The organism is Bacteroides parvus, from assembly GCF_017309675.2.
In the GTDB taxonomy this organism is placed as follows: Bacteria; Bacteroidota; Bacteroidia; order Bacteroidales; family Bacteroidaceae; genus Bacteroides; species Bacteroides uniformis.
In genome coordinates, this window is sequence record NZ_CP084680.1 from 2,372,006 (window position 1) to 2,397,489 (window position 25,484).

Annotated in this window: 18 protein-coding genes; 11 read left to right on the forward strand and 7 right to left on the reverse strand. The window is 46.0% G+C overall.

Annotated elements, in window-relative coordinates; genetic code table 11:
• The 4 genes from JXR92_RS09500 (at position 1) to bglX (ending at position 6,502) form a co-directional block, all read left to right on the forward strand.
• Positions 1-1,371 (forward strand): hypothetical protein, encoded by a 1,371-nt coding sequence (locus JXR92_RS09500; RefSeq protein ID WP_138344808.1) that lies wholly within the window; start codon positions 1-3, stop codon positions 1,369-1,371.
• A 136-nt stretch (positions 1,372-1,507) separates the two neighbouring features.
• Positions 1,508-2,869 (forward strand): family 16 glycosylhydrolase, encoded by a 1,362-nt coding sequence (locus JXR92_RS09505; protein WP_117600728.1) that lies wholly within the window; start codon positions 1,508-1,510, stop codon positions 2,867-2,869.
• Positions 2,870-2,957: 88 nt separating this feature from the next.
• Positions 2,958-4,247: a glycoside hydrolase 5 family protein gene (locus JXR92_RS09510; protein ID WP_117965511.1), complete on the forward strand. Its 1,290-nt coding sequence runs from the start codon at positions 2,958-2,960 to the stop codon at positions 4,245-4,247.
• Positions 4,248-4,249: 2 nt separating this feature from the next.
• The gene (gene bglX, locus JXR92_RS09515; protein WP_138344810.1) at positions 4,250-6,502 is read left to right on the forward strand and encodes a beta-glucosidase BglX; all 2,253 of its coding nucleotides are present in this window, start codon (positions 4,250-4,252) and stop codon (positions 6,500-6,502) included.
• A gap of 119 nt (positions 6,503-6,621) precedes the next feature.
• Here bglX and eno read toward each other — a convergent pair whose 3' ends face one another.
• Both eno and crcB read right to left on the reverse strand, forming a co-directional pair.
• Complete coding sequence (gene eno / locus JXR92_RS09520; RefSeq protein WP_117600731.1) at positions 6,622-7,911, reverse strand: phosphopyruvate hydratase; 1,290 nt, start codon at positions 7,909-7,911, stop codon at positions 6,622-6,624.
• Between the two features lie 288 nt (positions 7,912-8,199).
• A complete protein-coding gene (crcB, locus tag JXR92_RS09525; protein ID WP_117600732.1) occupies positions 8,200-8,577 on the reverse strand; it encodes a fluoride efflux transporter CrcB in 378 nt (125 codons plus the stop codon).
• A gap of 340 nt (positions 8,578-8,917) precedes the next feature.
• Here crcB and JXR92_RS09530 point away from each other — a divergent pair, with 340 nt between their 5' ends.
• The gene (locus tag JXR92_RS09530) at positions 8,918-11,080 is read left to right on the forward strand and encodes a glycoside hydrolase family 97 protein (RefSeq protein ID WP_138344812.1); all 2,163 of its coding nucleotides are present in this window, start codon (positions 8,918-8,920) and stop codon (positions 11,078-11,080) included.
• A gap of 206 nt (positions 11,081-11,286) precedes the next feature.
• Positions 11,287-12,234, forward strand: a complete 948-nt coding sequence (locus JXR92_RS09535; RefSeq protein ID WP_138344814.1) for an EFR1 family ferrodoxin — start codon at positions 11,287-11,289, stop codon at positions 12,232-12,234.
• On the opposite strand, the gene JXR92_RS09540 is transcribed toward JXR92_RS09535, so the two are convergent.
• Positions 12,231-13,037 (reverse strand): helix-turn-helix domain-containing protein, encoded by an 807-nt coding sequence (locus tag JXR92_RS09540; protein ID WP_138344816.1) that lies wholly within the window; start codon positions 13,035-13,037, stop codon positions 12,231-12,233. The two genes, JXR92_RS09535 and JXR92_RS09540, sit on opposite strands and share 4 nt — an antisense overlap.
• A 158-nt stretch (positions 13,038-13,195) precedes the next feature.
• Between JXR92_RS09540 and JXR92_RS09545 the strand changes: the two genes are divergently transcribed.
• The 3 genes from JXR92_RS09545 to gcvT all read left to right on the forward strand — a co-directional run bounded on the left by JXR92_RS09545 (position 13,196) and on the right by gcvT (position 17,148).
• Positions 13,196-14,608 (forward strand): amidophosphoribosyltransferase, encoded by a 1,413-nt coding sequence (locus JXR92_RS09545; RefSeq protein WP_138344818.1) that lies wholly within the window; start codon positions 13,196-13,198, stop codon positions 14,606-14,608.
• Positions 14,609-14,804: 196 nt separating this feature from the next.
• The gene (gene pepT, locus JXR92_RS09550) at positions 14,805-16,028 is read left to right on the forward strand and encodes a peptidase T (RefSeq protein WP_138344820.1); all 1,224 of its coding nucleotides are present in this window, start codon (positions 14,805-14,807) and stop codon (positions 16,026-16,028) included.
• A 31-nt stretch (positions 16,029-16,059) separates the two neighbouring features.
• The gene (gene gcvT, locus JXR92_RS09555; RefSeq protein WP_138344822.1) at positions 16,060-17,148 is read left to right on the forward strand and encodes a glycine cleavage system aminomethyltransferase GcvT; all 1,089 of its coding nucleotides are present in this window, start codon (positions 16,060-16,062) and stop codon (positions 17,146-17,148) included.
• Positions 17,149-17,238: 90 nt separating this feature from the next.
• Here gcvT and JXR92_RS09560 read toward each other — a convergent pair whose 3' ends face one another.
• Positions 17,239-18,762: a M48 family metallopeptidase gene (locus JXR92_RS09560; protein WP_138344824.1), complete on the reverse strand. Its 1,524-nt coding sequence runs from the start codon at positions 18,760-18,762 to the stop codon at positions 17,239-17,241.
• Between the two features lie 177 nt (positions 18,763-18,939).
• Positions 18,940-19,191 (reverse strand): type B 50S ribosomal protein L31, encoded by a 252-nt coding sequence (locus JXR92_RS09565; RefSeq protein ID WP_005835945.1) that lies wholly within the window; start codon positions 19,189-19,191, stop codon positions 18,940-18,942.
• A gap of 188 nt (positions 19,192-19,379) precedes the next feature.
• On the opposite strand from JXR92_RS09565, the gene JXR92_RS09570 reads away from it, so the two are divergent.
• Both JXR92_RS09570 and JXR92_RS09575 read left to right on the forward strand, forming a co-directional pair.
• Positions 19,380-20,387 carry an endonuclease/exonuclease/phosphatase family protein gene (locus JXR92_RS09570; protein WP_005835947.1) on the forward strand — a complete coding sequence of 336 codons (1,008 nt, stop codon included), beginning with the start codon at positions 19,380-19,382 and terminating at the stop codon, positions 20,385-20,387.
• 282 nt (positions 20,388-20,669) lie between these two features.
• Positions 20,670-21,680 (forward strand): class II fructose-bisphosphate aldolase, encoded by a 1,011-nt coding sequence (locus tag JXR92_RS09575; RefSeq protein ID WP_005826798.1) that lies wholly within the window; start codon positions 20,670-20,672, stop codon positions 21,678-21,680.
• Positions 21,681-22,150: 470 nt separating this feature from the next.
• Here JXR92_RS09575 and JXR92_RS09580 read toward each other — a convergent pair whose 3' ends face one another.
• Together JXR92_RS09580 and JXR92_RS09585 are read right to left on the reverse strand one after the other, a co-directional pair.
• Positions 22,151-24,001 carry a glycoside hydrolase family 13 protein gene (locus tag JXR92_RS09580; protein ID WP_138344827.1) on the reverse strand — a complete coding sequence of 617 codons (1,851 nt, stop codon included), beginning with the start codon at positions 23,999-24,001 and terminating at the stop codon, positions 22,151-22,153.
• Between the two features lie 110 nt (positions 24,002-24,111).
• Positions 24,112-25,464 (reverse strand): tetratricopeptide repeat protein, encoded by a 1,353-nt coding sequence (locus tag JXR92_RS09585; protein WP_138344829.1) that lies wholly within the window; start codon positions 25,462-25,464, stop codon positions 24,112-24,114.
• Between the last annotated feature and the right edge of the window lie 20 nt (positions 25,465-25,484).

Here is a 25,484-nt window from a genome sequence, read left to right on the forward strand (position 1 = left end):
ATGAAAAATATATTTAGCTATATCAGTGGAGCAATACTGACGGTAGCAGTTGCATTGGGGGTTACAGCTTGTTCTCCTGAGAAATTTGACGCTCCCAATCAGGACGGAATTCCTATGGCAGCTGATTATGAGAGTGCTGTTCACATAGAAGTTGATCAAGAAACCAACTATGCCTATTTCTCTTTTGATGCACAGGCGGGAGGTGTGATGCCAATCTGGATTATTGATGGAAAAAGCTATTCCACTTCTTTTTCCATGTCGAAGTATTATAGGAAAGCTGGTGATTATAGCATAGAGGTGAAAATTGCAAATGCTAATGGTATCAGTGATGGGAGTATCCAGAAGACATTTCATGTCGATAAAACTAAGATGAATGGGTTTGGAGGGTTTGTTTATGATTCTGATTTTAATCTTTGGAAAACAGCAACAGTAGCTACTCCTACATTCTACTATGCTCCGGGATGGAGTCAGATAGCAGATCCTGCTTTCTCGGTTGTTGAAGGTGGTTATGTGATAACCCTGCCTTCAGCAACAACAGACACATGGCAGGCACAGATGCTTGTTGGTACGGACATTGCTACTTCGGCTGATAAAAATTATGATTTTTCTGCGATTCTGACTTCTACTACAGAGCATCCTCATGTAATGGTAAAATTGGTTGATAGTAGTGATGACAATATCTTTTATTTTGCTGAGACTATTGCTTTGACTGCCAATGAACCGGTCTGCTTCTGGAAAAGTGATATGGCAGGACTTGATATAGCCAATTTGAAGTTTGTATTTGATTTTGGTGGGAATGCCGAAAATACGGAAATTATGGTGGAAAGTATTGTATTGAAGGATCATACCAATGATGATGGAACTATTGTTCCAGAGGAAGAAACTGTTCCGGAACCTACGTGGAGTGCTGTGGATAGTGAAGATAACCTGTGGTATGGTACTACCTTTACAACTACCTATTATTATGCTCCGGGTTGGAGCCAAATTGCTGATCCTGAATTGAAGATTGAAGGAACTGAATATTCTATTAGTTTCTCGGAAGCAACAGGGGAGCAATGGCAAAATCAAGTTGTTCTGACAACGGAAGGACTTACTACTACTGCTACTGAAGAATATGACTTCCGGATGGTAATGAATGCAACAAATGATATTGCAGGAGTAACAGTGAAATTGACGCAGACAGATGATGATGATGCTTATGTTGTATTGGAGCGTAAGGACCTTCTTGCGGGAGAAGATATAGTGATAAAGGCTATCAAACAGAAAGGTGTTGACATCACTCAAGCTAAGTTAGTTCTTGACTTCGGAGGAAATCCTGCTGCTACAGATGTGGTGATTAAAGATATTATTTTTCAAAAACATAGAGATTGAAGACTAGTATTGGATAGGATATTGGTCTACTAAAAAACAGTGAATTATAAAAGGGGGGAAGGATGTGTGTTATCTTGGCAATTGCTGGAATTTCATCCTTTCCCTTTTTCTCTACTTATGTTATAAAGAAATATATATGAAATACTATTGTCTATTATCTATTCTTTTGTTTTCGTTGATTGCTTGTGGCAGTAACGATGACAAGGAACCGCAATCCGAGGATGTTACCATTAAATGTTCTCCTGAAAAGATAGAGGCTGTTGCACAAGCTAGCCAATATGTGGTGAATGTGGTTTGTTCCGGTAAAGAGTGGACAGCTTTTGCCTCTGATGATTGCAGTTCATGGGTCAAAGTAAATGTAATAGGTTCTTCTTCTAGCCAAGGCACAGCGACAGTTATAGTCAGTGCTCATACGGGTACTACTTCTCGTACTGGTACAGTGGTGGTTAAATCTGGTGCTACTCGTGTATCTATTCCTCTTACGCAAGCGGCTCCTTTATCAGTGTCACAGACTGAGTTGTATTCTAATTCTGTAGGAGAAAATTTTGTCTTATCTGTTATTGCTTCTGGCGAATGGAATGTGAAATCCAATGATAGTTGGATTAGCGCAGAAAAAAACGGTGAGGAGATTGTTGTGACCACTTTAGCTAATGATGCAAAGATTTCCCGTACGGGTACAGTTGAGGTTGTGGCTGGTGCAGAGAAAGTAACGGTAACAGTTATTCAAGAATCGGCTGAAGATCTGGATATCAATATTCCTGAGGGGTATCGGTTGGTTTGGCATGATGAATTTAATGAGGGTATATCTCTCGGCAATGACTGGACACACGAAGTTCAAGGAGCAGGGTGGGTAAACAATGAACTTCAGAATTACGTTAATGGTTCCGCTGACGGAAAGCGTGTGACAGAACTTGTGGACGGTAAGTTGAATATAAATTGTTTCAAAGGCTCCGATGGTAAAATTTACTCTGGTCGTGTGTATGCTAAAGTGAATACTGGTTGGAAATACGGTTACTTTGAAGCACGTATCATGTTGCCTGAAGGCAAGGGGACGTGGCCGGCTTTTTGGATGATGCCAGTTGATAATGACTGGAATACTAATCCATGGCCCATGTGTGGTGAAATAGACATTATGGAGGAAGTGGGAGTCGTGCCCAACGAAGTCTCTTCGTCTATCCATACGCAAGATTATAATCATACTATAGGTACGCAGAAAACACATGCCATGACTATAGAACAGGCAGAAGGAGAATTTCATCTCTATGCTTTAGAGTGGACAGAAGATGCCATCACTACATACGTGGATGGCAAGGTACAGTTGGCTGTTACCAAGCAACAATTGGGAGCTGGTCATAATCAATGGCCTTTCCATTATGCTTTCTATCCCATTCTGAATCTGGCTTGGGGCGGTGATTGGGGTGGAATGAACGGTGTGGATGAGTCTGCTCTTCCTGTAACGATGAAGGTGGATTATGTACGTGTATTTCAGAAGAAGTAGAACTGTTTTTTTATGAAGTTTGAAAATGAAGGTTAAATGCTTTTTTTATTTATAACATAGCATACCTTATGCTTTAGAACAATTGATAATGAAAAAAGAAAAAATATTTATTTTTATCTGTTTAGTTTTGTTGTCTGCCTGTTCTTCTTCTTCTTTAGACGGCATTGTAATAGAGAAAGCGGCAGACGGTTATAAACTTTCCATTGACGGAAGAGAAACCTATATTAAAGGCGTAGGCGGCACATATCGGTTAGACATTGCCGCCCAGAGTGGTGCCAATGCCTTCAGAACCTGGGGAGGTAATGTGGAGGAGATAAAGAAAAACCTGGCATTGGCTTCAGAGCACAACATGTACGTAATGCAGGGAATAGGCATGACCAAAGACTCCATACGCTATTACGATGATGAATATAAGAACAAGATGCGCGAAGAAGTCCGCTTGTTGGCAGAAACGTTCAAGAATGATACGAGTTTGCTGGCTTGGGGTATTGGCAATGAAATTGAGTTGGGAAATGCCAATATAGCTGCCGCATGGAATTTTGTGGAAGAACTGGCACAGCTGATTAAGTCGATAGACAAGCGTCATCTGGTTTCGACAGTGATTTCCTACAATCCGTCGGCATTGGACTCTGTGGCAAAGTATGCTCCGTCTCTCGATTATGTGGGCATCAATGTATATGGTCCGATGGGAGAGGTGCAGGCTGTTGTTGACCGGTCGGACTACAAGGGTGCATTTATGATTACCGAGTGGGGACCGACCGGTTGGTGGGAAACAGCGTCAACCGAGTGGAAGGCACCCATAGAGCAAACCAGTGAAGAAAAACGGCAGGTATACGAAGAGCGTTATACGCAATATATTTCTGCCAATACCCGTTGCTTGGGCTCTTTTGTATTCTTGTGGGGACAAAAAGAAGAACGTACGCCTACTTGGTTCAGTATGTTTGTAGAAGACACGGTGGATATGTTGCCTCTGAAAGGAGAAAAGACTCCTATGGTGGAGGCTATGCAAAGAGTGTGGACCGGCAAGGAATTGGATGAAACGGCTCCGATAGTTCGGGGCATGACTATCAATGGTAAAAGTGCCATTGATAATGTCCGTATCAAAGCAGGTACTTTATTTAAAGCGGAGGTTTCCGTCACAGATAAGGAGAATGATTCTTTGACTTATGTGTGGGAAGTACTGAAAGAGGCTACAGTCTTGGGTTTTGGAGGTTCTTATGAACCACGTCCGGAAAGAATGGGTGACGTGGCCGTGTCAGACAAGAATGTGTATGAGACTATGATTAAAGTTCCCGGGGAATATCGTTTGTACGTATATATACTTGATAATACGGGTTTTGTCTCTACAGCAAATGTTCCATTTCAAGTAATAGATTAAAGATGAAAACAATGAAAATGCTCTCTGCTTGTTTATTGCTGCTTCCTTTTATATCTTGTACTCAAGTGCAGGATACAAAAAATGACGCAGTCATCGAGCAGAAAATAGAAGCGCTGTTGTCCCGTATGACATTGGAAGAAAAAATTGGGCAGATGAACCAGATTTCTTCTTATGGTAACATAGAGGATATGAGCGGATTGATAAAGAAAGGTGAAGTCGGGTCTATCCTGAATGAAGTAGATCCGGTGCGTGTCAATGCCTTGCAGCGTGTGGCAATGGAGGAGTCCCGCTTGGGCATCCCCTTGCTGATGGCGCGTGATGTGATCCATGGTTTCAAGACCATATTTCCTATTCCCTTGGGACAAGCGGCATCTTTCAACCCGCAGGTGGCTAAGGATGGTGCACGGGTAGCGGCTGTGGAGGCTTCTGCCGTGGGTATCCGCTGGACATTTGCACCGATGATAGATGTGGCTCGCGATCCCCGTTGGGGGCGTATGGCCGAAGGATGTGGCGAAGATACTTATTTGACTTCAGTGATGGGTGTTGCTATGGTCGAAGGTTTCCAGGGAGATTCGCTGAACAGTCCGACTTCCATAGCCGCATGTCCTAAACATTTTGTAGGTTATGGTGCTGCCGAGGGCGGGCGTGATTATAATTCCACTTTCATTCCGGAGCGTCGTTTGAGGGATGTATACCTTCCTCCTTTTGAAGCTGTAGCCAAGGCAGGAGCAGCTACTTTCATGACTTCGTTCAATGACAATGATGGAGCACCGTCTACCGGAAACACTTTTATTTTGAAAGATGTGCTTCGTGGTGAATGGGGATTTGATGGAATAGTAGTGTCAGACTGGGCTTCGGTAGCCGAAATGATGGCACATGGCTTTGCTGCCGATTTTAAAGAGGCAGCAATGAAGGCGGTGAATGCCGGTGTGGATATGGAGATGGTCAGCTATACGTTTGTCAAGGAACTGCCGGAGTTGATAAAAGAAGGAAAAGTCAAGGAATCTGCTATAGATGATGCAGTGCGGAATATTCTGCGCGTCAAGTACCGTTTAGGATTGTTTGATAACCCTTATGTAGATGAGAAACGTATAGAGGAACTTTATGCTCCTTCTCATCTGGAGGCTGCCAAGAAAGCTGCTGTGGAATCGGCCATCTTGCTGAAGAACGAAAAGGAGACATTGCCTCTGCAATCTTCGGTAAAGACGGTTGCTGTGGTAGGTCCGATGGCAAATGCACCTTATGACCAATTGGGTACCTGGATATTTGATGGTGACAAGACAAAAACCGTGACACCGTTGAAGGCTATCAAGGAACTGGTGGGGGACAAAGTGCAGGTGATATACGAGCCCGGTCTGACTTATAGCCGTGACAAGAATATGGCAGGTGTTGCCAAAGCCGCTGCTGCCGCTGCACGTGCTGATGTTATTTTGGCGTTTGTAGGCGAAGAGGCTATTCTTTCAGGAGAGGCGCATTGTCTGGCCAACTTGAACCTGCAAGGTGCGCAAAGCGAACTGATTGCCGCTTTGGCGAAAACAGGAAAACCGGTGGTTACTGTCGTAATGGCAGGGCGTCCGTTGACCATAGGAAAGGAAGTCGAACTCTCGTCTGCTGTACTTTATTCGTTCCATCCCGGAACTATGGGAGGACCGGCATTGGCCGACTTGTTGTGGGGCAAGGCTGTGCCAAGTGGCAAGACTCCGGTGACGTTCCCGAAGATGGTAGGACAAATACCAGTTTATTATGCTCATAACAGTTCCGGACGTCCGGCTACGCGGAATGAGGTTTTGCTGAATGACATTCCGTTGGAAGCGGGGCAGACTTCGTTGGGATGTACCTCTTTCTATATGGATGCTGGTTTCGATCCGCTGTATCCTTTTGGCTACGGTCTGTCGTATACGACGTTCAAATATGATAATGTGAAACTCTCGTCAGCCAATCTGAAGAAGGAAGATGTGCTGACTGTGACTTTCGACCTTGAGAATACCGGAAAGTATGAAGGTACTGAGGTAGCCCAGCTTTACGTGCAGGACAAGTTCGCTTCGGTGACCCGTCCGGTGAGGGAGCTGAAACGCTTTGCTCGCATCACATTGAAGCCGGGCGAGAAGAAAAATGTATCGTTTGAACTTCCGATAAGTGAACTTGCTTTCTGGAATATAGATATGGTGAAGACGGTGGAAGTCGGAGACTTTGCTCTTTGGGTGGCACCGGATAGCCAAAGTGGAGAAGCAGTTTTCTTTAAGGTAGTAGATTGATTGTTGATTTAAGGTTAAAAAGAGAAGGGGCGGACTGTGACGGTTCGCCCCTTCTTACATTTAATAAATGCTTTTTTCTTTATAAGCTCTGTCTTCCGGTAAAGAAAGACACCGGCAAATCACTCATCACCTATCACTTTCTTATATCCATACACCGCATTGCTTCCCAGCTCTTCTTCGATACGAAGAAGTTGGTTGTATTTTGCCATACGGTCTGAACGGCTCAGTGAACCGGTCTTGATTTGTCCACTGTTGGTAGCTACGGCTATGTCTGCGATAGTTGAATCTTCCGTTTCACCGGAACGATGGGAAGTTACGGTAGTATATCCGTGGCGGTGTGCCATTTCGATGGCGTTCAGTGTTTCGGTCAACGAACCTATCTGGTTTACTTTAATCAATATGGAGTTGGCGCAACCTTTTTCGATACCCATTGCAAGGAAGTCCACATTGGTGACGAACAAATCGTCTCCTACCAACTGGCAACGGTTACCGATACGGTCGGTCAGTTTTTTCCAGCCGTCCCAGTCGTTTTCGCTCATGCCGTCTTCGATAGAGTCGATGGGATACTTGTTGATTAACTCTTCCAGATAGTCAATCTGTTCGTCGGCTGTACGCTTCTTTCCTTTTTCGCCTTCGAATTTAGTATAATCGTAGATGCCGTCATGGTAGAACTCGGAAGAAGCGCAGTCCATGGCAATCATTACATCTTTGCCCGGTTCGTATCCGGCAGCCTTGATGGCGGCAATGATGGAGTTCAAGGCATCTTCTGTACCCTCCAGATTAGGAGCAAAACCTCCTTCATCGCCTACTGCTGTGCTGAGGCCACGGTCTTTCAGGACTTTCTTCAGTGCATGGAACACTTCGGCACCCATACGCAGACCTTCGCGGAAGGAAGTGGCACCTACGGGGCGTATCATGAATTCCTGGAAAGCAATGGGAGCGTCACTGTGCGAACCGCCGTTGATGATGTTCATCATCGGTACGGGCATCACATAGGTATTTGTACCACCGATATATCGGTAGAGTGGGATGTCGAGGTAAGCGGCGGCAGCCTTGGCCACGGCAAGAGATACGCCGAGGATGGCATTGGCACCCAGATTGGCTTTCGTTTTGGTTCCGTCCAGTGCAAGCATGGCATGGTCGATACCCATCTGGTCGAGGGCGGACATACCGATGAGCTTGGGAGCAATGATATTATTGATATTGTTCACGGCTTTCAGGACACCTTTGCCTCCGTAACGTTTTTTGTCACCGTCACGCAGTTCCAATGCTTCGTGTTCTCCCGTGGATGCTCCTGACGGGACAGATGCACGGCCTATGAAGCCGGATTCCAAGGTTACGTCTACTTCTACAGTTGGGTTACCTCTTGAATCGAGGATTTCACGTCCGATAATCTTCTCTATTTTCATATTCAGTCAATTTTAATTATAAACTATCTTACTAACAATTGAAAATAGGGAATTGTTTTTCGTTTTTAATCCTTTATTGTAATGCTGAGAAGTGCAGTCAGGTCCATGGTTTGGGAAGTATTGGCGATGGTTCCCCGTATGTCAAGTAGATTAAGGCGTATACCTCTTATGTGAGAGTCGCTTAGGTCGATACCTCTTAGGGGGCTTTTGTCCCTCTAAGGTAGGAGGAATGATGCGTACGGGAGGCATGACAAAAGGTTTACTGGGTTTCATAGGGGGTGTTTGGAGTTATATACAGCGTCCGAAGGTACCGCCGGCGAAAGCAGCAAGGACTCCTAATGTGATGCTTAACAAGGTATATAAGGCAAACATTCCGTAGAATCCTTGCTTTATCAGAATCAGTCCGTCATTGCTGAAAGTGGAGAAGGTGGTGAATCCTCCGCACAGACCTGTAGTCAGCAACAGCCGTATTTCGGTAGAAAGGTTGAAACGGGCGGATAAGGTATAAAATAGCCCGATGAGGAAACTTCCGAGGATATTGACTGTGAACGTAGCCCATGGGAAAGAGTAGGGGACGATGCGCTCGTGGAGCATCATCTGTACGCAGTAGCGCAGTACGCTGCCGGTACCGCCGCCAAGGAATATAGCTATCAGTATTTTGTCCATAGGATGTATAGGTATGATTTTTGATTGCAAAGGTAATCACTTTTTGTATGCCAGGCTATATGCTAAAGTCTGTCTTTTGTATCTATGGCACCGAAATTTGTTGTTCGCGTTCTATATCTTGCATCTTGAAATATGGGTGGGCTGGAGGCAACCCGGAAAATTCAGGAGTTCAATGGTGTTATTTCGGTTGTAGCGCTTACGGCTAATGTTTTTGTTCAAGGGAAACAGGCTTTCATGCAAACGTTTGCCGATAAATCATCATAATTTTAATTTAATTGCGTCAGAGCGTATTTCTTTCCTGCTTATATTTGCATCTGGAACATAATTTTATAAATATAGCATGAGAAACATGAAAGTAATCTGTACAAAATTAGCCTGCTTCCTGCTTGTTTTGTTGGTGAGCGGCGTAGCAATGGCAGAGAGTATTACCTCTCCCAACGGACAACTTCAATTGAATTTTTCGGTAAATGCGCAAGGCGAACCTGTTTACGAACTTTCTTATAAAGGAAAGCCGGTGATTAACCCTTCTAAATTAGGACTCGAACTGAAGAACGACCCCGGTCTGATGAATGGCTTTACGCTGGCGGATGCAAAGACTTCCACTTTCGACGAGACTTGGGAACCGGTATGGGGTGAAGTAAAGCAAATCCGTAACCACTACAATGAGCTGGCTGTGACGCTCAACCAAAAGGCGCAGGATAGGAACATCATTATCCGCTTCCGTTTGTTCGACGATGGTATGGGCTTCCGCTATGAATTCCCTTTGCAGAAGAATCTGAACTATTTCGTGATTAAGGAGGAGCGTACTCAGTTTGCCATGACTGGCGACCACACAGCCTTCTGGATTCCGGGCGACTACGATACGCAGGAATATGATTACGCAGAATCCAAACTTTCTGAAATTCGCGGGTTGATGAAAGGGGCCATTACGCCTAACTCTTCACAAACCCCGTTTTCGCCCACCGGTGTTCAGACTTCTTTGCAGATGAAGACTGCTGATGGCTTGTACATCAACTTGCACGAAGCTGCTTTGGTGGATTACTCTTGCATGCACTTGAACCTGGATGATAAGAATTTTGTTTTTGAATCTTGGCTTACTCCCGATGCAGTAGGCGATAAAGGTTATCTGCAAGCTCCCTGCACGTCACCGTGGCGTACGGTTATCGTAAGCGACGATGCTCGTGACATCCTTGCCTCTAAAATCACGCTGAACTTGAACGAACCTTGTGCTTACGAGGACGTTTCCTGGATTAAGCCCGTGAAATACGTAGGTGTATGGTGGGAAATGATTGCAGGTAAGAGCACCTGGGCATATACAGACGACCTTCCCTCCATCAAACTGGGTGAAGTGGACTACTCCAAAATGAAGCCCAATGGCCGTCACGGTGCCACTAACGAAAATGTAAAAAAGTACATCGACTTCGCAGCCGAGCACGGTCTGGACCAAGTATTGGTAGAAGGCTGGAATGAAGGCTGGGAAGACTGGTTTGGCAAATCCAAGGATTATGTATTCGACTTCGTAACTCCTTATCCCGATTTCGACGTGAAGATGCTGAATGAATATGCCAAGAGCAAAGGCGTGAAGTTGATGATGCATCATGAGACATCCGGTTCGGTGCGCAACTACGAACGTCACATGGACAAGGCCTATCAGTTTATGGTGGATAATGGCTACAATGCCGTGAAGAGCGGATATGTAGGTAATATGATTCCCCGTGGTGAACATCATTATGGACAATGGCTGAACAACCACTACCTCTATGCCGTGAAGAAGGCAGCCGACTACAAAATTTGTGTAAATGCGCACGAAGCTGTACGCCCTACCGGTTTGTGCCGTACTTATCCTAACTTGATTGGCAACGAATCTGCACGAGGAACTGAATATGAGGCATTCGGCGGCAGCAAACCGTTCCATACCACATTGCTTCCATTCAACCGCTTGATTGGTGGTCCGATGGATTATACACCGGGTATCTTCGATACCAAACTTGACTTTATGGGCGATTTGCCCCACGGACAAGTGCAGACTACACTTGCCAAGCAACTCGCTCTGTATGTAACTTTATACAGCCCGTTGCAGATGGCTGCCGACTTGGTTGAGAACTACGAAAAGCACATGGATGCTTTCCAATTCATCAAGGATGTGGCAGTAGACTGGGACGACAGCAAGTACATTGAAGCAGAACCGGGTGATTACATTACCGTGGCCCGTAAGGCAAAAGGAACCGGCAACTGGTTTGTTGGAGGTATTACAGACGAGAATGCACGTACAGCCAACTTTATGCTCGACTTCCTTGAACCGGGCAAGCAATACGTAGCCACTCTCTATGCCGACGGTAAAGATGCTGATTACAAGGAGAATCCTACTTCTTATCAGATAAAGAAGGGTATCGTAACCAGCAAGACCAAAATGTCCGTGAAGGAAGCGCGTAGCGGTGGTTTTGCATTGAGCTTGATTGAAGCAACTCCGGCTGACAAGAAAGCTGTGAAGAAGTGGAGATAATTTAGGGTAGAAAGAGTTTTTATTAGGCATTAGTGAGGCCCCGCAGAAGTCCAATCTTTGCGGGGCTTTTTTTTGTGTTAGGGTAAGCTCATTCTTATACCGTAAAAATAGCATCAAGACCCGAGTTTTTGGTAAGTCCGTTCTTTGGGGAAACCTTTATTTTTGCACTCAGATAACAGATTGCATAATCATTAAAAATCAGAGATATGAATACGGATAAGAAAATCAGTCGTCGGGAGGCTTTAAAGCGTATGGGATTTGCCGTGATGAGCGGTGCTATCACATCTTCCGGCCTACTCTCGTTGGCATCCTGCGAAACAAAGAGGAGTAAGCGTATCATCTTTTATTTTACCGGAACGGGTAACAGTCTTTACATCGCCCGTCAATTAGCTGGAGAGAACGCAGAATTGTTGAGTATCCCTCAGATGGTGAAACGGGGGAAGTATGAATTTGAGGCAGATGAAATCGGCATCGTTTATCCCATCTACGGTCATATGCCTCCCTATATGGTACGGCAGTTCATTCAGAAAGCAAAACTGAAGGCAGAATACAAGTTTGCTGTCCTCACCTATGGTGCAAGGAAGTGCGATGCGGTAGAGATTTGGGACCGTATATCCCGTAAAGCCGACAATGCGTTTGACTATATCAACACTATCATCATGGTGGATAACTGGCTACCCAACTTCGACATGAACGAGCAACTCAAGATAGACAAGCACATCCCCGAGAACTTGCAGAAGATAACGGCAGATATCAACAGTCGGCAGCATTGGCACGAACCGGTGACGGAGGAGGAACGGCAACAGCACCAAGGTTTTATGCAGCGGAGTGGACTCGACCCCGAGGTGGGCTTCCTGATGAAAAGTGAGAAGTTCTTTACCGTGACCGATGTTTGTATTGACTGTGGCATTTGTACCTACGTTTGTCCGCGCGGCAACTATGAGTTGACGTCGAGAGGAGTGAAGACGTCCGGTGACTGCGAGTTCTGTTTTGCTTGCATACAGAATTGTCCGCAGAAGGCTATTCAGTTCATAAAGCAGGAAGATGGCTCTTTTCCTGACGGAACGGAGAAGAACCCCAATGCCCGCTATCGTAATGAGCATATTTCGCTAATAGATCTGAAACGGGCAAACAATCAAAACTATAATCATTAACTTCTGTATTCTGTCGGATTTACACCCAGATGTTGTTGTACGTAACGGCTAAAATAAGCAGGAGAGGAAAAACCGAACATATCGGAAATACGGACGAACGTTAGTGATTTGTCGCGCAGCAAACGCGAGATGTCGAGTGTGGTATAGCGGTTTATCCAGTAGTTTGCTGTATAACCGCTTACTTTCTTGGAAACTTCCGAAAGATATTTGGAAGTGACACATAGGCAGTCGGCATAATAGGTCACTTCACGATGCTCGCGGAAAGTTCCGTTTTCCAGCATGTTGAGGAAACGGTTCATGATGGAAGCATTTTGTACAGAGATATTGTTCTCGCCATATAGATGGGAGTGGAAATCGAAGAAGTCGAGTATCAACATCTGTGTGGAGGCGATAAGCATATCGCGATGGAAATGATGGTCTGTATTCCGGAGTCTGTATTCCACTTGTTCAAAATCCCGGAGACATAGCTCTTGCTGTTCGGTAGTCAGGGACATGATAGGATTGAGAAATAGGGAAAGTTGCCCTTTCATGCCGTAGTTGTTCTGCGGTGTACTCAGCACCACAAAGCCCGATGCGATATAGATGACCTTTACACGAAAATCTTCTGAAGGTTGAATTTTCTCTACCAGTTTTCCTTTGCGGACAATCATCAGATCGCCGGCACGTAACTCGCGCTCCTCTCCATTGTACTTCAACCGGCAGATTCCTGACAGACAGAGGGCATGTGCAAGATAGCCACTGTATGCGTCCGTCCCCAGACCTTGAATAGTATCGGCTATTATAATATTTGCGGTTTCTCCCATTATACAGTTGTTTGGTTTCAATCACAAAAGTATATGTTTCCAATAATATAAACTTCTATATGGGGCAAGTTTTATTCATTTCAAATCTGCCTGAATTTCGCAAATTCTTCATACCTTTGCATCCATTAATTTTAGAAACCAATAATAAAACAGAACTTATGGGAGGTTTTTTCGGAACAGTCGCCAAGGCAACAAGTTGTGTGGCGGATTTGTTTTACGGCACGGATTATAATTCACATTTAGGGACAAAACGTGGTGGGTTGGCTACATACGATGCAGAAACGGCGCAGTTTACCCGTTCCATCCACAATCTGGAAAGCACCTATTTCCGCACGAAGTTTGAAGATGAATTGGACAAGTTCAAGGGAAATTCCGGAATAGGAATCATCAGCGACACAGACCCTCAACCCCTTATCCTCAACTCCCACCTTGGCCGCTTTGCCCTTGTAACGGTAGCCAAAATCGTGAATCTGCAAGAACTGGAAGCAGAACTGTTGGCTCAGAACATGCACTTCGCCGAACTTAGTTCGGGCAAGACCAATCAGACGGAACTTATCGCCCTCCTCATTATACAAGGAAAGACATTTGTCGAAGGAATTGAAAATGTGTATAAGCATATCAAAGGTTCCTGCTCCATGCTGCTTCTTACAGAGGATGGTATCATCGCTGCTCGTGACCGGTGGGGACGTACTCCGATTGTTATCGGAAAAAAGGATGGGGCGTATGCAGCGACAAGCGAGTCGAGCAGCTTCCCGAATCTCGGTTATGAGATAGACCGTTATTTGGGACCCGGAGAAATTGTTCGCCTGCGTGCCGATGGGGTGGAACAGATGCGCAAGCCTGATGAGGGAATGCAGATTTGTTCCTTCCTATGGGTATATTACGGTTTCCCCACTTCCTGCTACGAAGGTAAGAATGTGGAGGAAGTGCGTTTTGCCTCCGGTTTCAAGATGGCACAGACAGATAAGTCAGAGGTGGATTGTGCCTGCGGCATTCCTGATTCGGGTGTAGGTATGGCGCTTGGGTATGCCGAAGGTAAAGGAGTTCCTTATCATCGTGCCATTTCCAAATATACTCCGACTTGGCCTCGTAGTTTTACTCCCAGCAAGCAAGAATTGCGTTCGCTGGTGGCAAAGATGAAGCTGATTCCCAATCGTGCCATGCTCGAGGGCAAGCGCTTGCTGTTCTGTGATGATTCTATTGTCCGGGGTACCCAGTTGCACGACAATGTGAAGGTGCTGTATGAGTATGGTGCCAAGGAGGTGCATATCCGGATTGCTTGTCCTCCATTGATATATAGCTGCCCGTTTGTAGGATTCACGGCTTCCAAAAGCGACATGGAGCTGATTACCCGTCGTGTCATCAAGGAGCTGGAGGGTGATGAGAATAAGAATCTCGATAAGTATGCCACTACCGGTTCACCCGAATATGAAAAGATGGTGGACGTTATCCGTGAGCGTTTCGGACTTTCATCCTTGAAGTTCAATACGTTGGAAACTCTGGTTGAGGCTATCGGATTGCCTAAATGTAAGATATGTACGCACTGTTTCGATGGTAGCAGCCATTTTTGATTGACAATTTGTCCTTAAGGAATAAAAAAGGGGCGTGAATTGCTTGGCAGTTCACGCCCCTTTTTTTATCTTTACAGCACAAAATAGTGATTAATGATTAGTGATTAATGATTAATGCCATTCGGATAATGCTTTTCGCCAATTACTAATCACTGACCATTAATCACTAACCATTAATCACTAATCATTATTCATCATGACTTTAGTAGAACGTTTTTTAAAGTACGTAAGCTTCGATACTCAGTCCAGTGAAGAGACTGGGGATACTCCGAGTACTCCGGGACAAATGGTGTTTGCCCGGTATCTGAAAGAAGAATTGGAAACTTTGGGTCTGGAAGAAATCACGTTGGACGAAAATGGTTATCTGTTCGCCACTCTTCCTGCCAATACAGACAAGCCGTTGCCCGTCATCGGCTTTATTGCCCACATGGATACAAGCCCCGATATGAGTGGCAAGAACGTTTCTCCGCGTATCGTGCAGAATTATGACGGTAAGGACATCGTTCTTTGCGCCGAAGAGAATGTGGTTCTTTCTCCTGCCCGGTTCCCCGAACTGCTCGACCATCAAGGGGAAGATTTGATTGTGACCGACGGCAAGACCTTGCTTGGTGCCGATGATAAAGCCGGTATTGCCGAAATTGTATCGGCGGTGGTATATCTGAAGGAGCACCCCGAAATCAAGCACGGTAAAATCCGTATCGGCTTTAATCCGGATGAGGAAATCGGTTTGGGTGCCCATAAGTTCAATGTAGCGCAGTTCGGTTGCGAATGGGCCTATACCATGGATGGCGGAGAAGTGGGTGAACTTGAATTCGAGAACTTCAATGCGGCCTTTGCCAAGATAAGTTTCAAGGGACGGAATGTGCATCCGGGCTATGCCAAGAATAAGATGATTAACTCTATCCGCGTTGCCAACCGTTTCATGTCCATGCTTCCGGCTGACGAGGCCCCGGAGCATACCGAAGGTTACGAAGGTTTCTATCATCTGATAGGCATTACCGGTGAGGTGGAGCAGACAACAGTCTCTTACATTATCCGTGACCACGACCGCGCCCGCTTTGAAGAGCGCAAGAAGGAGATGGAACGTCTTGTGGCAAAAATCAATGAAGAATACGGTCCGGGTACCGCTACTCTGGAACTTCGCGACCAATACTACAATATGCGTGAACAGATTGAACCGGTGATGCATATCATCGACACCGCTTTTGCCGCCATGAAGGCAGTAGGTGTAGAGCCTCGTGTAAAAGCCATTCGCGGAGGTACGGACGGTGCCCAGCTCTCTTTCAAGGGCCTGCCTTGTCCCAATATCTTTGCCGGTGGCTTGAACTTCCACGGCCGCTATGAGTTCGTGCCTATCCAGAACATGGAGAAAGCCATGAACGTCATCGTCAAGATTGCCGAGCTCGTAGCCAGCAAATAAATAATTCATAACTCATAACTCTAATAGTTCCATGAAAACCACTCCGTTTACCGAAAAACACATCTCGCTGGGTGCCAAGATGCACGAGTTTGCGGGATATAATATGCCTATCGAGTATTCCGGCATCATTGACGAGCATCTTACAGTATGTCAGGGTGTCGGTGTATTCGACGTCTCACACATGGGAGAATTCTGGGTGAAAGGTCCCCATGCTTTGGACTTTCTGCAGAAAGTGACTTCCAATAACGTAGCTGCCCTCACACCAGGGAAAGTACAGTATACCTGCTTCCCCAATGACAACGGAGGCATTGTAGACGACCTTCTGGTCTATCATTATGAGCCGGAGAAATACCTGCTTGTCGTGAATGCGTCGAACATTGAGAAAGACTGGAACTGGTGTGTGTCTCATAACACGGAAGGCGCAGAATTGGAAAATGCTTCCGAGCACATGGCACAGCTTGCTGTGCAAGGACCGAAGGCTATTCAGGCTTTGCAGAAACTGACTTCCATCAATCTTTCCGACCTTCCTTACTATACTTTTACCCACGGTGAGTTTGCCGGAGAAAAGGATGTCATTATCTCCAATACCGGATATACCGGCGCGGGTGGTTTTGAGCTTTACTTCTATCCGGAAGCTGCCATGAAGATTTGGGATGCCGTGTTCGAGGCAGGCGCGGAGTTCGGCATTAAGCCAGTTGGTCTGGGTGCGCGCGATACGCTTCGTCTGGAAATGGGATTCTGTTTGTATGGCAATGATTTGGATGACACCACCTCGCCCATTGAAGCGGGTTTAGGGTGGATTACCAAGTTTGTGGAGGGAAAGAACTTCACCAATCGCCCGATGCTGGAAAAACAGAAAGCGGAAGGCACTACCCGTAAGTTGGTGGGATTTGAAATGATAGACCGCGGTATCCCCCGTCATGGTTACGAGCTGTATAGTACAGACGGTATTGCCATCGGTGTGGTTACCTCCGGAACTATGTCGCCTACCCGTAAGATTGGTATCGGAATGGGGTATATCAAACCCGAGTACAGCAAAGTCGGTACGGAAATCTGCATTGACATGCGGGGACGTAAGCTGAAAGCTGTGGTTGTGAAGCCGCCGTTCCGCAAACAGTAATTTGAATAAATAGTTGAGAATGAAGAATTTGGCTGCGCGATGATGCCGCATGACAAATTCTTCATTCTTTATTCTTAGTTATTCCTTTCTCTATATTCTGCTTATCCTATCCAGCATTTGGTTTGCCCAACCTATCTCTTTATTAGTCCATTCCTTTTCGGTTCCTTCTATGCCTTGGCCTTCGTAGTCCGAAAGCAAGGTGATATATTCTTTCAGTATATCGGCGGCTTGGGCTTGTTTGTTCATGCGCATCAATAATAGTATTTTTTGTTTATATATGTCCAGATTGGGGCTTGTTCCTGCCATCTCCTGGGCTTTATCAAGCATGGCGAGGCAGCGGTTGTTCACTTCTTCCGTATTAGACAGTGCCATTTCCGCTTTTACCAGGATGATGTAGTCATTGTCCGTGGCTAGTCTGTTGTCAATGTTCTTGCGTATCAGCCGGGCGGCTTCCTTATAGCGCTTGTTGGCGTAGTTCATACTTGCGTTGAAAGAAACGACATCGCTGGTGGTCCGTAGGTAGGGGCGGGCACTCAGGCTATGGGATTCACCGGCCTTTTCTATACGCTTTTGCAGGTCGCCGATGCTGCCGTAGCGAGGAATGTCCTTGCTGCGTTGGTGCAGGTTGTAATACCCTATAATTTTACTGAGAGCCGATGCGATTCCGTCGGGATTATAGCCCTTGAATGCCAGAAGTTGGCGCGCAAGGCGGTCTGAAGAGATTTCCTGGGAAGTTTTGTATTTCATTCCCAACCGGTCCGTTGCCGGAATGCTCAAAAGGGAAGCGATGGCTCCGATATCTGCCACCAGACTGACGGCATAAGCATCTTCATTATCGTCCCAGTAGGCCACATCGAGGGCTGCGCTGGCGGTAGTGGCAAAGACATCTGCCCAAAAAGCCGCACGCTTGGCACGCCGCTCGGCACGGTAAATGTTGTTTACCTGGTGGTCGAGGACGAAATGCCCCAGCTCACATGCGATGACGGCAGCCAGTTCGTCTTCGGAATCAAGAGTGCAGAGGAGGCCCGTACTGATAACCATGGAGCCGTTGGGAAGCATGAAGGCATCTGGTTCGGGCGACTGGATGATACGTATGTTCAGGTTTTCTCCACGATTGCTGTCAATGGTGGTGGCATTCAGTTTGGAGAATATTCCTTGCACGTACGAGGTTATGTAGTCGTCCTGATAGGCTATCTCGTTCAGTTTATCAAGATAGTCCAGGCATTCTTCGTCGATTTCCTGGCGCAGTTTGTGCTTGTAGCCGCGGTCGTTGAAATATTCGTAAAGATGATTCTTCAGGTATATTTGCTGCCAGAATTCCCGGTCCGTTTCCGGAGCGGATATGGCAATGATACCCATCTCATCCGAAGGAATGGTCTCTTGTATGCCGTTCACTTCGACGGCATAGTAAATGTTGTCGCTGTTTTCACCGGGATTGTTCATTTTGACAACCCGGCGGATAATGACCGGGGTACCGGCGGGAGATTGCTGGTACTCTTTTGTCAATTCTCCTTTGATGGCGATATTTCCGCTTAAGTCCTTGTGCTTGGATTTGGCAAATCCTGCCGTTGTGGCAAGGATTGTCAGGATGAATAGGGTGGCGAGTCGTTTCATGATTATGGTATGTTTTCGGTTTCGATGATACAAAAATAGGAAAGTGTTTTTCCCCTTTCTTGTTTTTTCCCCTATTCTGTGATAGGAGATTCCCTATTTATCGCTCAGCGGGAGGCGGAAACAAAAAAGGGAACCTTTCAGTGAAAGATTCCCTTTTTTCAGTTTGCTTGAAACTGATTATTTCTTACGGTTACCGTAGCGGCTCATGAACTTATCAACACGACCGGCGGTGTCAACCAGCTTAGACTTACCTGTGTAGAACGGGTGAGAGGTGCTGGAGATTTCCAGCTTTACCAGCGGATAAGTTTCACCTTCGAATTCGATAGTCTCTTTCGTGTTGCAAGTGGAACGAGACAAGAATACATCACCATTTGACATATCTTTAAATACTACCGGACGGTAATTTTCAGGATGAATACCTTTTTTCATTTTGATATTTTCTTTTAAAAATTTATATTCTGTTACTATTTTGGTAATAAATAGTGTAATGGTCTTCTTTTCAGAGCGCAAAGATAGTGCAAGTTGGAGACTCTACAAAATAAATTCAGATTTATTTTTATTTAGTAGGTTTATCGCATTTTATTTCTGATTTTTGCAGGACTTAATCTTGTGAATTTATGAGGAAACTACTTGTCTTATGCTCTTTCTGGCTGTGCGTGGCAACGCTGGGGGCACAAAATGCGGAACGGAAACTGTATAGTGTTGCGTTCTACAATCTTGAGAACTTATTTGATACGATTCATGATGCAGGTAAGAATGACTATGAGTTCCTGCCTGACGGCAGTTACCAGTGGACGGCAAAGAAGTATGAGTCCAAGCTGCAGAACCTTTCCAAAGTGTTGGGGTCCCTTTCGCGTGATTTAGTGCCGGAAGGTCCGGCATTCATCGGTGTGGCAGAGGCAGAGAACAGCCGGGTGCTGGAAGACCTCGTGAAGCAGCCGGCCATTTCCAATTATGAGTTCGTGCATTATGAAGGACCGGACAGACGGGGTATAGACTGTGCCTTGCTGTACGACCCGAAGCAGTTCAGCGTTACCCACTCGAAGTTGGTGCTTTCTACTCCTTTTGAGGGGGATACGGTGCACTTGACGCGCGGCTTCCTGATTGTGGACGGACAACTGGCGGGAGAGCGTGTCTGCGTGATAGTGAACCACTGGCCCTCCCGTGGGGCGAAGTCACCGGTGCGTGTGCATGCAGCCAGGCAAGTAAAGGCCTTGAAGGACTCTCTGATGCGTAGCGACAAGAAGCTGAAGCTCATCGTGATGGGGGATATGAATGACGACCCGATGGATGAAAGCATGGAGGTGCTGGGTGCACGCAAATATCCGAAGCAGGTGAAGAAAGGCGAATTCTACAATCCCTGGTGGGAGACACTGGAAGACAAGGGAGTGGGGACATTGCTCTATCGGGGCAAGTGGAACTTGTTTGACCAGATTGTCATTTCGAAACCGTTGCTGAAGGCTAAGAAAGGGTTGCGCTATGATCACAATGAAGTTTTCATCCGCGATTATCTGATTCAGCAGGATGGCAAATACAAAGGTTCCCCCTTGCGTACGCATGGAGGCAGGACTTGGCTGAACGGTTACAGTGACCATTTGCCGACCATCATCTATCTGAAAAATTAGTATTACATAATAATGTGTAAACAGATGCCGGAGAGCAAACATGTTCTCCGGCTTTTTTGTTGATAGAAGTATAGATGGCAAAAGTATGGCTGGCAGAGATAAATGCAAAGAGTTTGTAATATAGAGATTACAATAATCTGTTAAATGAAGCCAATAGCTTTAAAATAGAATGGATTTGGTAGGATGAGCCGGATATTTTATTCCTCTCAAGTTCTTTACTTTAAAGGATAATGATTACTTTTGCGTAGAATTTTAATTCACTAACAATAAAATTTAAACAAAATGGTTAATTACAAAGATTTAGGACTGGTAAACACAAGAGAGATGTTTGCTAAGGCTATCAAAGGTGGATATGCTATTCCGGCATTCAACTTCAACAATATGGAACAGATGCAGGCTATCATCAAGGCTGCAGTTGAAACAAAGTCTCCGGTTATTCTTCAGGTATCTAAGGGTGCCCGTCAGTATGCCAACGCTACGCTGTTGCGTTACATGGCTCAGGGTGCTGTTGAGTACGCTAAGGAATTGGGTTGCAAACATCCTGAAATTGTTCTTCACCTCGACCATGGAGATACATTCGAAACTTGCAAGAGCTGTATCGACTCCGGTTTCTCTTCAGTAATGATTGACGGTTCACACCTTCCGTACGAAGAAAACGTTGCACTGACTAAGAAGGTAGTTGATTATGCTCATCAGTTCGACGTAACTGTAGAAGGCGAACTCGGTGTATTGGCCGGTGTAGAAGATGAAGTTTCTGCAGAACACCATACATATACTAATCCTGAAGAAGTTATTGACTTCGCTACCCGTACAGGTTGCGATTCACTGGCTATCTCAATCGGTACTTCTCACGGTGCATACAAGTTCAAACCCGAACAATGCCACGTTGACCCTGCTACCGGTCGTCTGGTTCCTCCTCCTCTGGAATTTGCCGTTCTGGATGCTGTAATGGAGAAACTCCCGGGATTCCCCATCGTTCTTCACGGTTCTTCTTCAGTTCCTCAGGAAGAAGTTGATACTATCAACAAGTATGGTGGCAAATTGGAAGCTGCTATCGGTATTCCCGAAGAACAGTTGCGTAAGGCTGCCAAGTCTGCTGTTTGCAAAATCAACATCGACTCTGACTCACGTCTGGCTATGACAGCTGCTATCCGCAAGACATTTGCTGAAAAACCGGCAGAATTCGACCCGCGTAAGTATCTGGGCCCGGCTCGTGATAATATGGAAAAACTGTACAAGCATAAAATCATCAACGTGCTTGGTTCAGAGAACAAATTGGCTCAACTGGACTAATCGAAAGATAATCCGAATATAGTGTCAGCCCTTGCAATATTGATGTTGCAAGGGCTGATTTGTTATATATAGGCCGGTGTTGTGGGATGGTTAAGTTCGCCGGTTATTTCAGAAGCGGATGTTTCAACGTGTACAACAGTCTGTTTCCTTTAACAAAACAGTCTGTTTCCCTTAACTGAACAGTTTGTTTCAATAAAGAGAACACTTCGTTCCAATATGCAAAAACACTTCGTTCCAATACGTAAGAACACTTTGTTTCTACATATCTGAACACTTTGTTTCTCTATACTGGAACAAAGTGTTCACCGTTATGAACTAACAGATTAGCTATATTTGAGGCCGGTGAAAGGCATATCCCCGTGACACCTATTCCATACTAAAAATCCCTTGCAGATAGCTGGCAGGCGAGGTGTCTGCTAGCTATCTGCAAGGGATATTTGCAAGAATGAGCTCTCTGTGTGGAGTGCGCGTTATAATTCTATCACTAATGATTCTCTGGGGCCCATCTTCAGCTCTTCACCGAAGGTGATGGCCTTGCCGCTAAGAATATCTTTTCCCTGCTTGCTGTCTTTTAGGATTTCCTTGTAGAATTTCAAAGGAACGGTGGTTTCTGCATCTGTACCGTTCAGCATCACGAATATCGTCTTGCCTTCGTACTGGCGTGCGTAGGCATAAACACCATTCTGTACCATGAACTGCACCATGCTGCCTTTGGCAATCACATCGTTTCCTTTACGCCAGTTCAGGATGGTCTTGTAGAAGTCGTAGCACTCGTTCTGTATCTTGGTACGTCCGGCTGGGGTCAGTGCGTTTGTTGCGTCACCGGTCCATCCGCCGGGGAAGTCCTTGCGGACATAGCCGTCGCTCTTGCTCTTCACGCCATTCATCATGACTTCCGTTCCGTAGTAGAGTTGCGGAATGCGGCGGGTGGTAAGCAGCAGGGTAGAGGCTTGCTTCAGCATCGGAAGGTTGTTGCCCTCGCCCAGGAAGCGGTCGGTGTCGTGGTTTTCGATGAATGCCAGTACGGAAGCGGGGTTGGGGTAGAGGAAGTCGTATACGAAGTTATTGTATATGCGGTCCAGTCCCTTGAACCAAGTTTCGGTCTGTTCATTCTTGGCGGTGTTTATCTTGTCAAAGAAGCTGAAGTCCATAACGGTCTTGAGGTTACTGTTCTTGGGGGCTGATAGCTTGGAATCCTTCTGCCACCAGGCGGTGTAGGCGGGTTCGGTAACCCAGGTCTCGCCCACGGTGTTGTAGTTGGGATATTCTTCGTTGAGCTCTTTCATCCAGTTGCTCATGGCATCATAGTCGGCATACGGGTAAGTGTCCATGCGGATGCCGTCGATGTTGGCGAATTCAATCCACCAGAAACTGTTCTGTACCAGGTAGCGGTAAACGTGAGGGTTCTTCTGGTTGAGGTCGGGCATGGAAGGTACGAACCAGCCGTCGTTCATCTGGTCGGCATCGTACTGGGAAGTATAAGGGTCTACGTGCGGGGTCAGTTTGAAGGAAGTCTGCACGAAGTTGTTTTCGTGGTCGGGGTTGTTGAACCAGTCTTTGGAGGGCATGTCCTTAATCCATACATGCTCTACACCGCAGTGGTTGAAAATCATGTCCATTACGATTTTGATGTCGCGTGCATGGGCTTTTTCAATCAGTTGCTTGTATTCTTCGTTGGTACCGAAGCGCGGGTCTACCTTGTAGTAGTCTGTGGTGGCATAGCCGTGATAGGAACCGCCGGTCATGTTGTTTTCCAGTACCGGAGTAAACCAGAGGGCTGTGACGCCGAGGTCGGAGAAGTAGTCGAGGTGCTGTTCAATACCGGCAAGGTCACCGCCGTGGCGGGCGTTGGGATCGTTACGGTCTACCTTGTATTCGGCCATGCCTGCAATCTGGTCATTGTCCGGGTTCCCGTTGGCAAAACGGTCGGGCATCAGCAGGTACAGTGCGTCGGAGGCGTCGAAACCTTTATGTTCGCAACCTTTCTTGTTGCGTGCCTTCAGTTCATATTCCTTTACGAGTTTCTTTTTTCCTTCAGTGAAGGTGAGGTTGAATTTGCCGGGTTTTACATCCTTGTCCAGTTTCAGATAGACCAGGAGGTAGTTGTTGCTTTCCAGCTTGACGGTGCTGCTCAATGAGACGCCGGGATAATTGACGGATACTGCCGCGTTGCCGATGCCTTCGCCATAGACCATCAGCTGGAGTTCCGGGTTCTGCATGCCGGTGTACCAAAACGGAGGGTCGATTTTGTTCACATTCATAGCTGCATACGTACTGAGGGAGAGTAAGAGTGTTCCCAAGATTAAGAATACTTTTTTCATGATAGTAACTTTACGGTTAATTTTTGCGCTAATTTAAAACAAATAACGGAGAAAGTTAATCTTTCTCCGTTACTGTACCTTATTATATTATGCAAACGTTTTCATTGGGGCTATTTGATGGGGGTTACACTGGCGGTATCGATCTTTCCCTTGAAGAAGTCCTCTTTCTTGCGCTTTTCTCTGATGTCCTTCAGCCAGTTTTCGGCGGCATTGTATCGGTTGTCTTCTCCGATGATGGGAACTCCGTCTGCATCTACTTCCTGCACTTTGTCCTTGCTGTTTTTCGGACGGGTTTTCAGGTAGGCCGTTAGGTATCTCTCTGCTTTGGACACATCTTTCAGATAGTAATAATAGACAAAGGCTGCGTCGTAGAGCAGTTTGTGTTTCTGTCGGTCGTATTTTTCGTATTGCGTCAGAAGGGTATTTGCCTGGTCGGTGTATTGAAATGCCATCTTGTAGCAGTCCGCAAGCCCCACATATAGGCGGGACATGACACTGTCGCTGGGCATGGCGAGGCTTACGGCAGTTTCCAGATAAGTCACTCCATCCTCTTTCCATGATGTCTTGGAGCAGGCGCGTCCCAGATAATAGAGAACGTTGATGTTGGTATTGTCATCTTTGAGAGCTCTTTCCAGCAGGTCGTGTGCAGGGTAGAAGTCTTCGAGGGCATAGTAGCTGATTCCGGCGTAGAAGCAGGTTTGGAAGGAGCTGTCCTTTTCCTGCAACAGTTGTTCATATCTCTCTATTGCTTTGGGGTAATCTTTGTTCAGGCAATAGGCTTGGGCATTGATGCGGTTCACAAGGACGTTGGTGGAGTCTATGGAACGGTATTTCTCCGTTATGTTTATGGCGTTTTCATACTGATGGCCTGCTACATAGATGTTGCCGAGTTTGGCAGCAGACAGGTAATCATTGGGATACCTTTTCTGTATGTCCAGGTAGGCATCTATCACATGCATGATTTCTGTGTTGTCATAGACTTGCCCCATACTTTCGGCTCTAAGGTGTAGTACATAGGCGGAACTGTCCCTTTCTGCCAGCAGGTTGCTTTCCTTTAGAGACTCACGGTATCTCTTCATGTTCATCAGCAGACTGATATACTGGATGCGTGCGTATTTATTGTCCGGGTTTATGTGGAGCGCATTCTGGTAGTAATCCAGCGCCTCGCTATATTTGGCTAGTGATTTGCAGCATTCGGCAGCTTCAATGTATGCCCGGGGATTGAGAGAATCCTGAGTTACGACTTCCTGAAATACGCTCAGAGCTTCAAGGTTATTGCCCAGCCCTTTCAGCGCTTTCCCTTTTTGGTAGAGTAGGGGGACGGTCGGGGTTTCTTGATCGATCAGCATCAAGGCTGTTTCATAATCGTAGTTGGCCATCGCCTCTTGAATGGGGTTTGTGGTCTGTGCCGCCAGAAGTGAACAGCATGCACTGAAACATAAGGAGATAAAAAGCTTTCGCATACAGTATATCATTTATATGA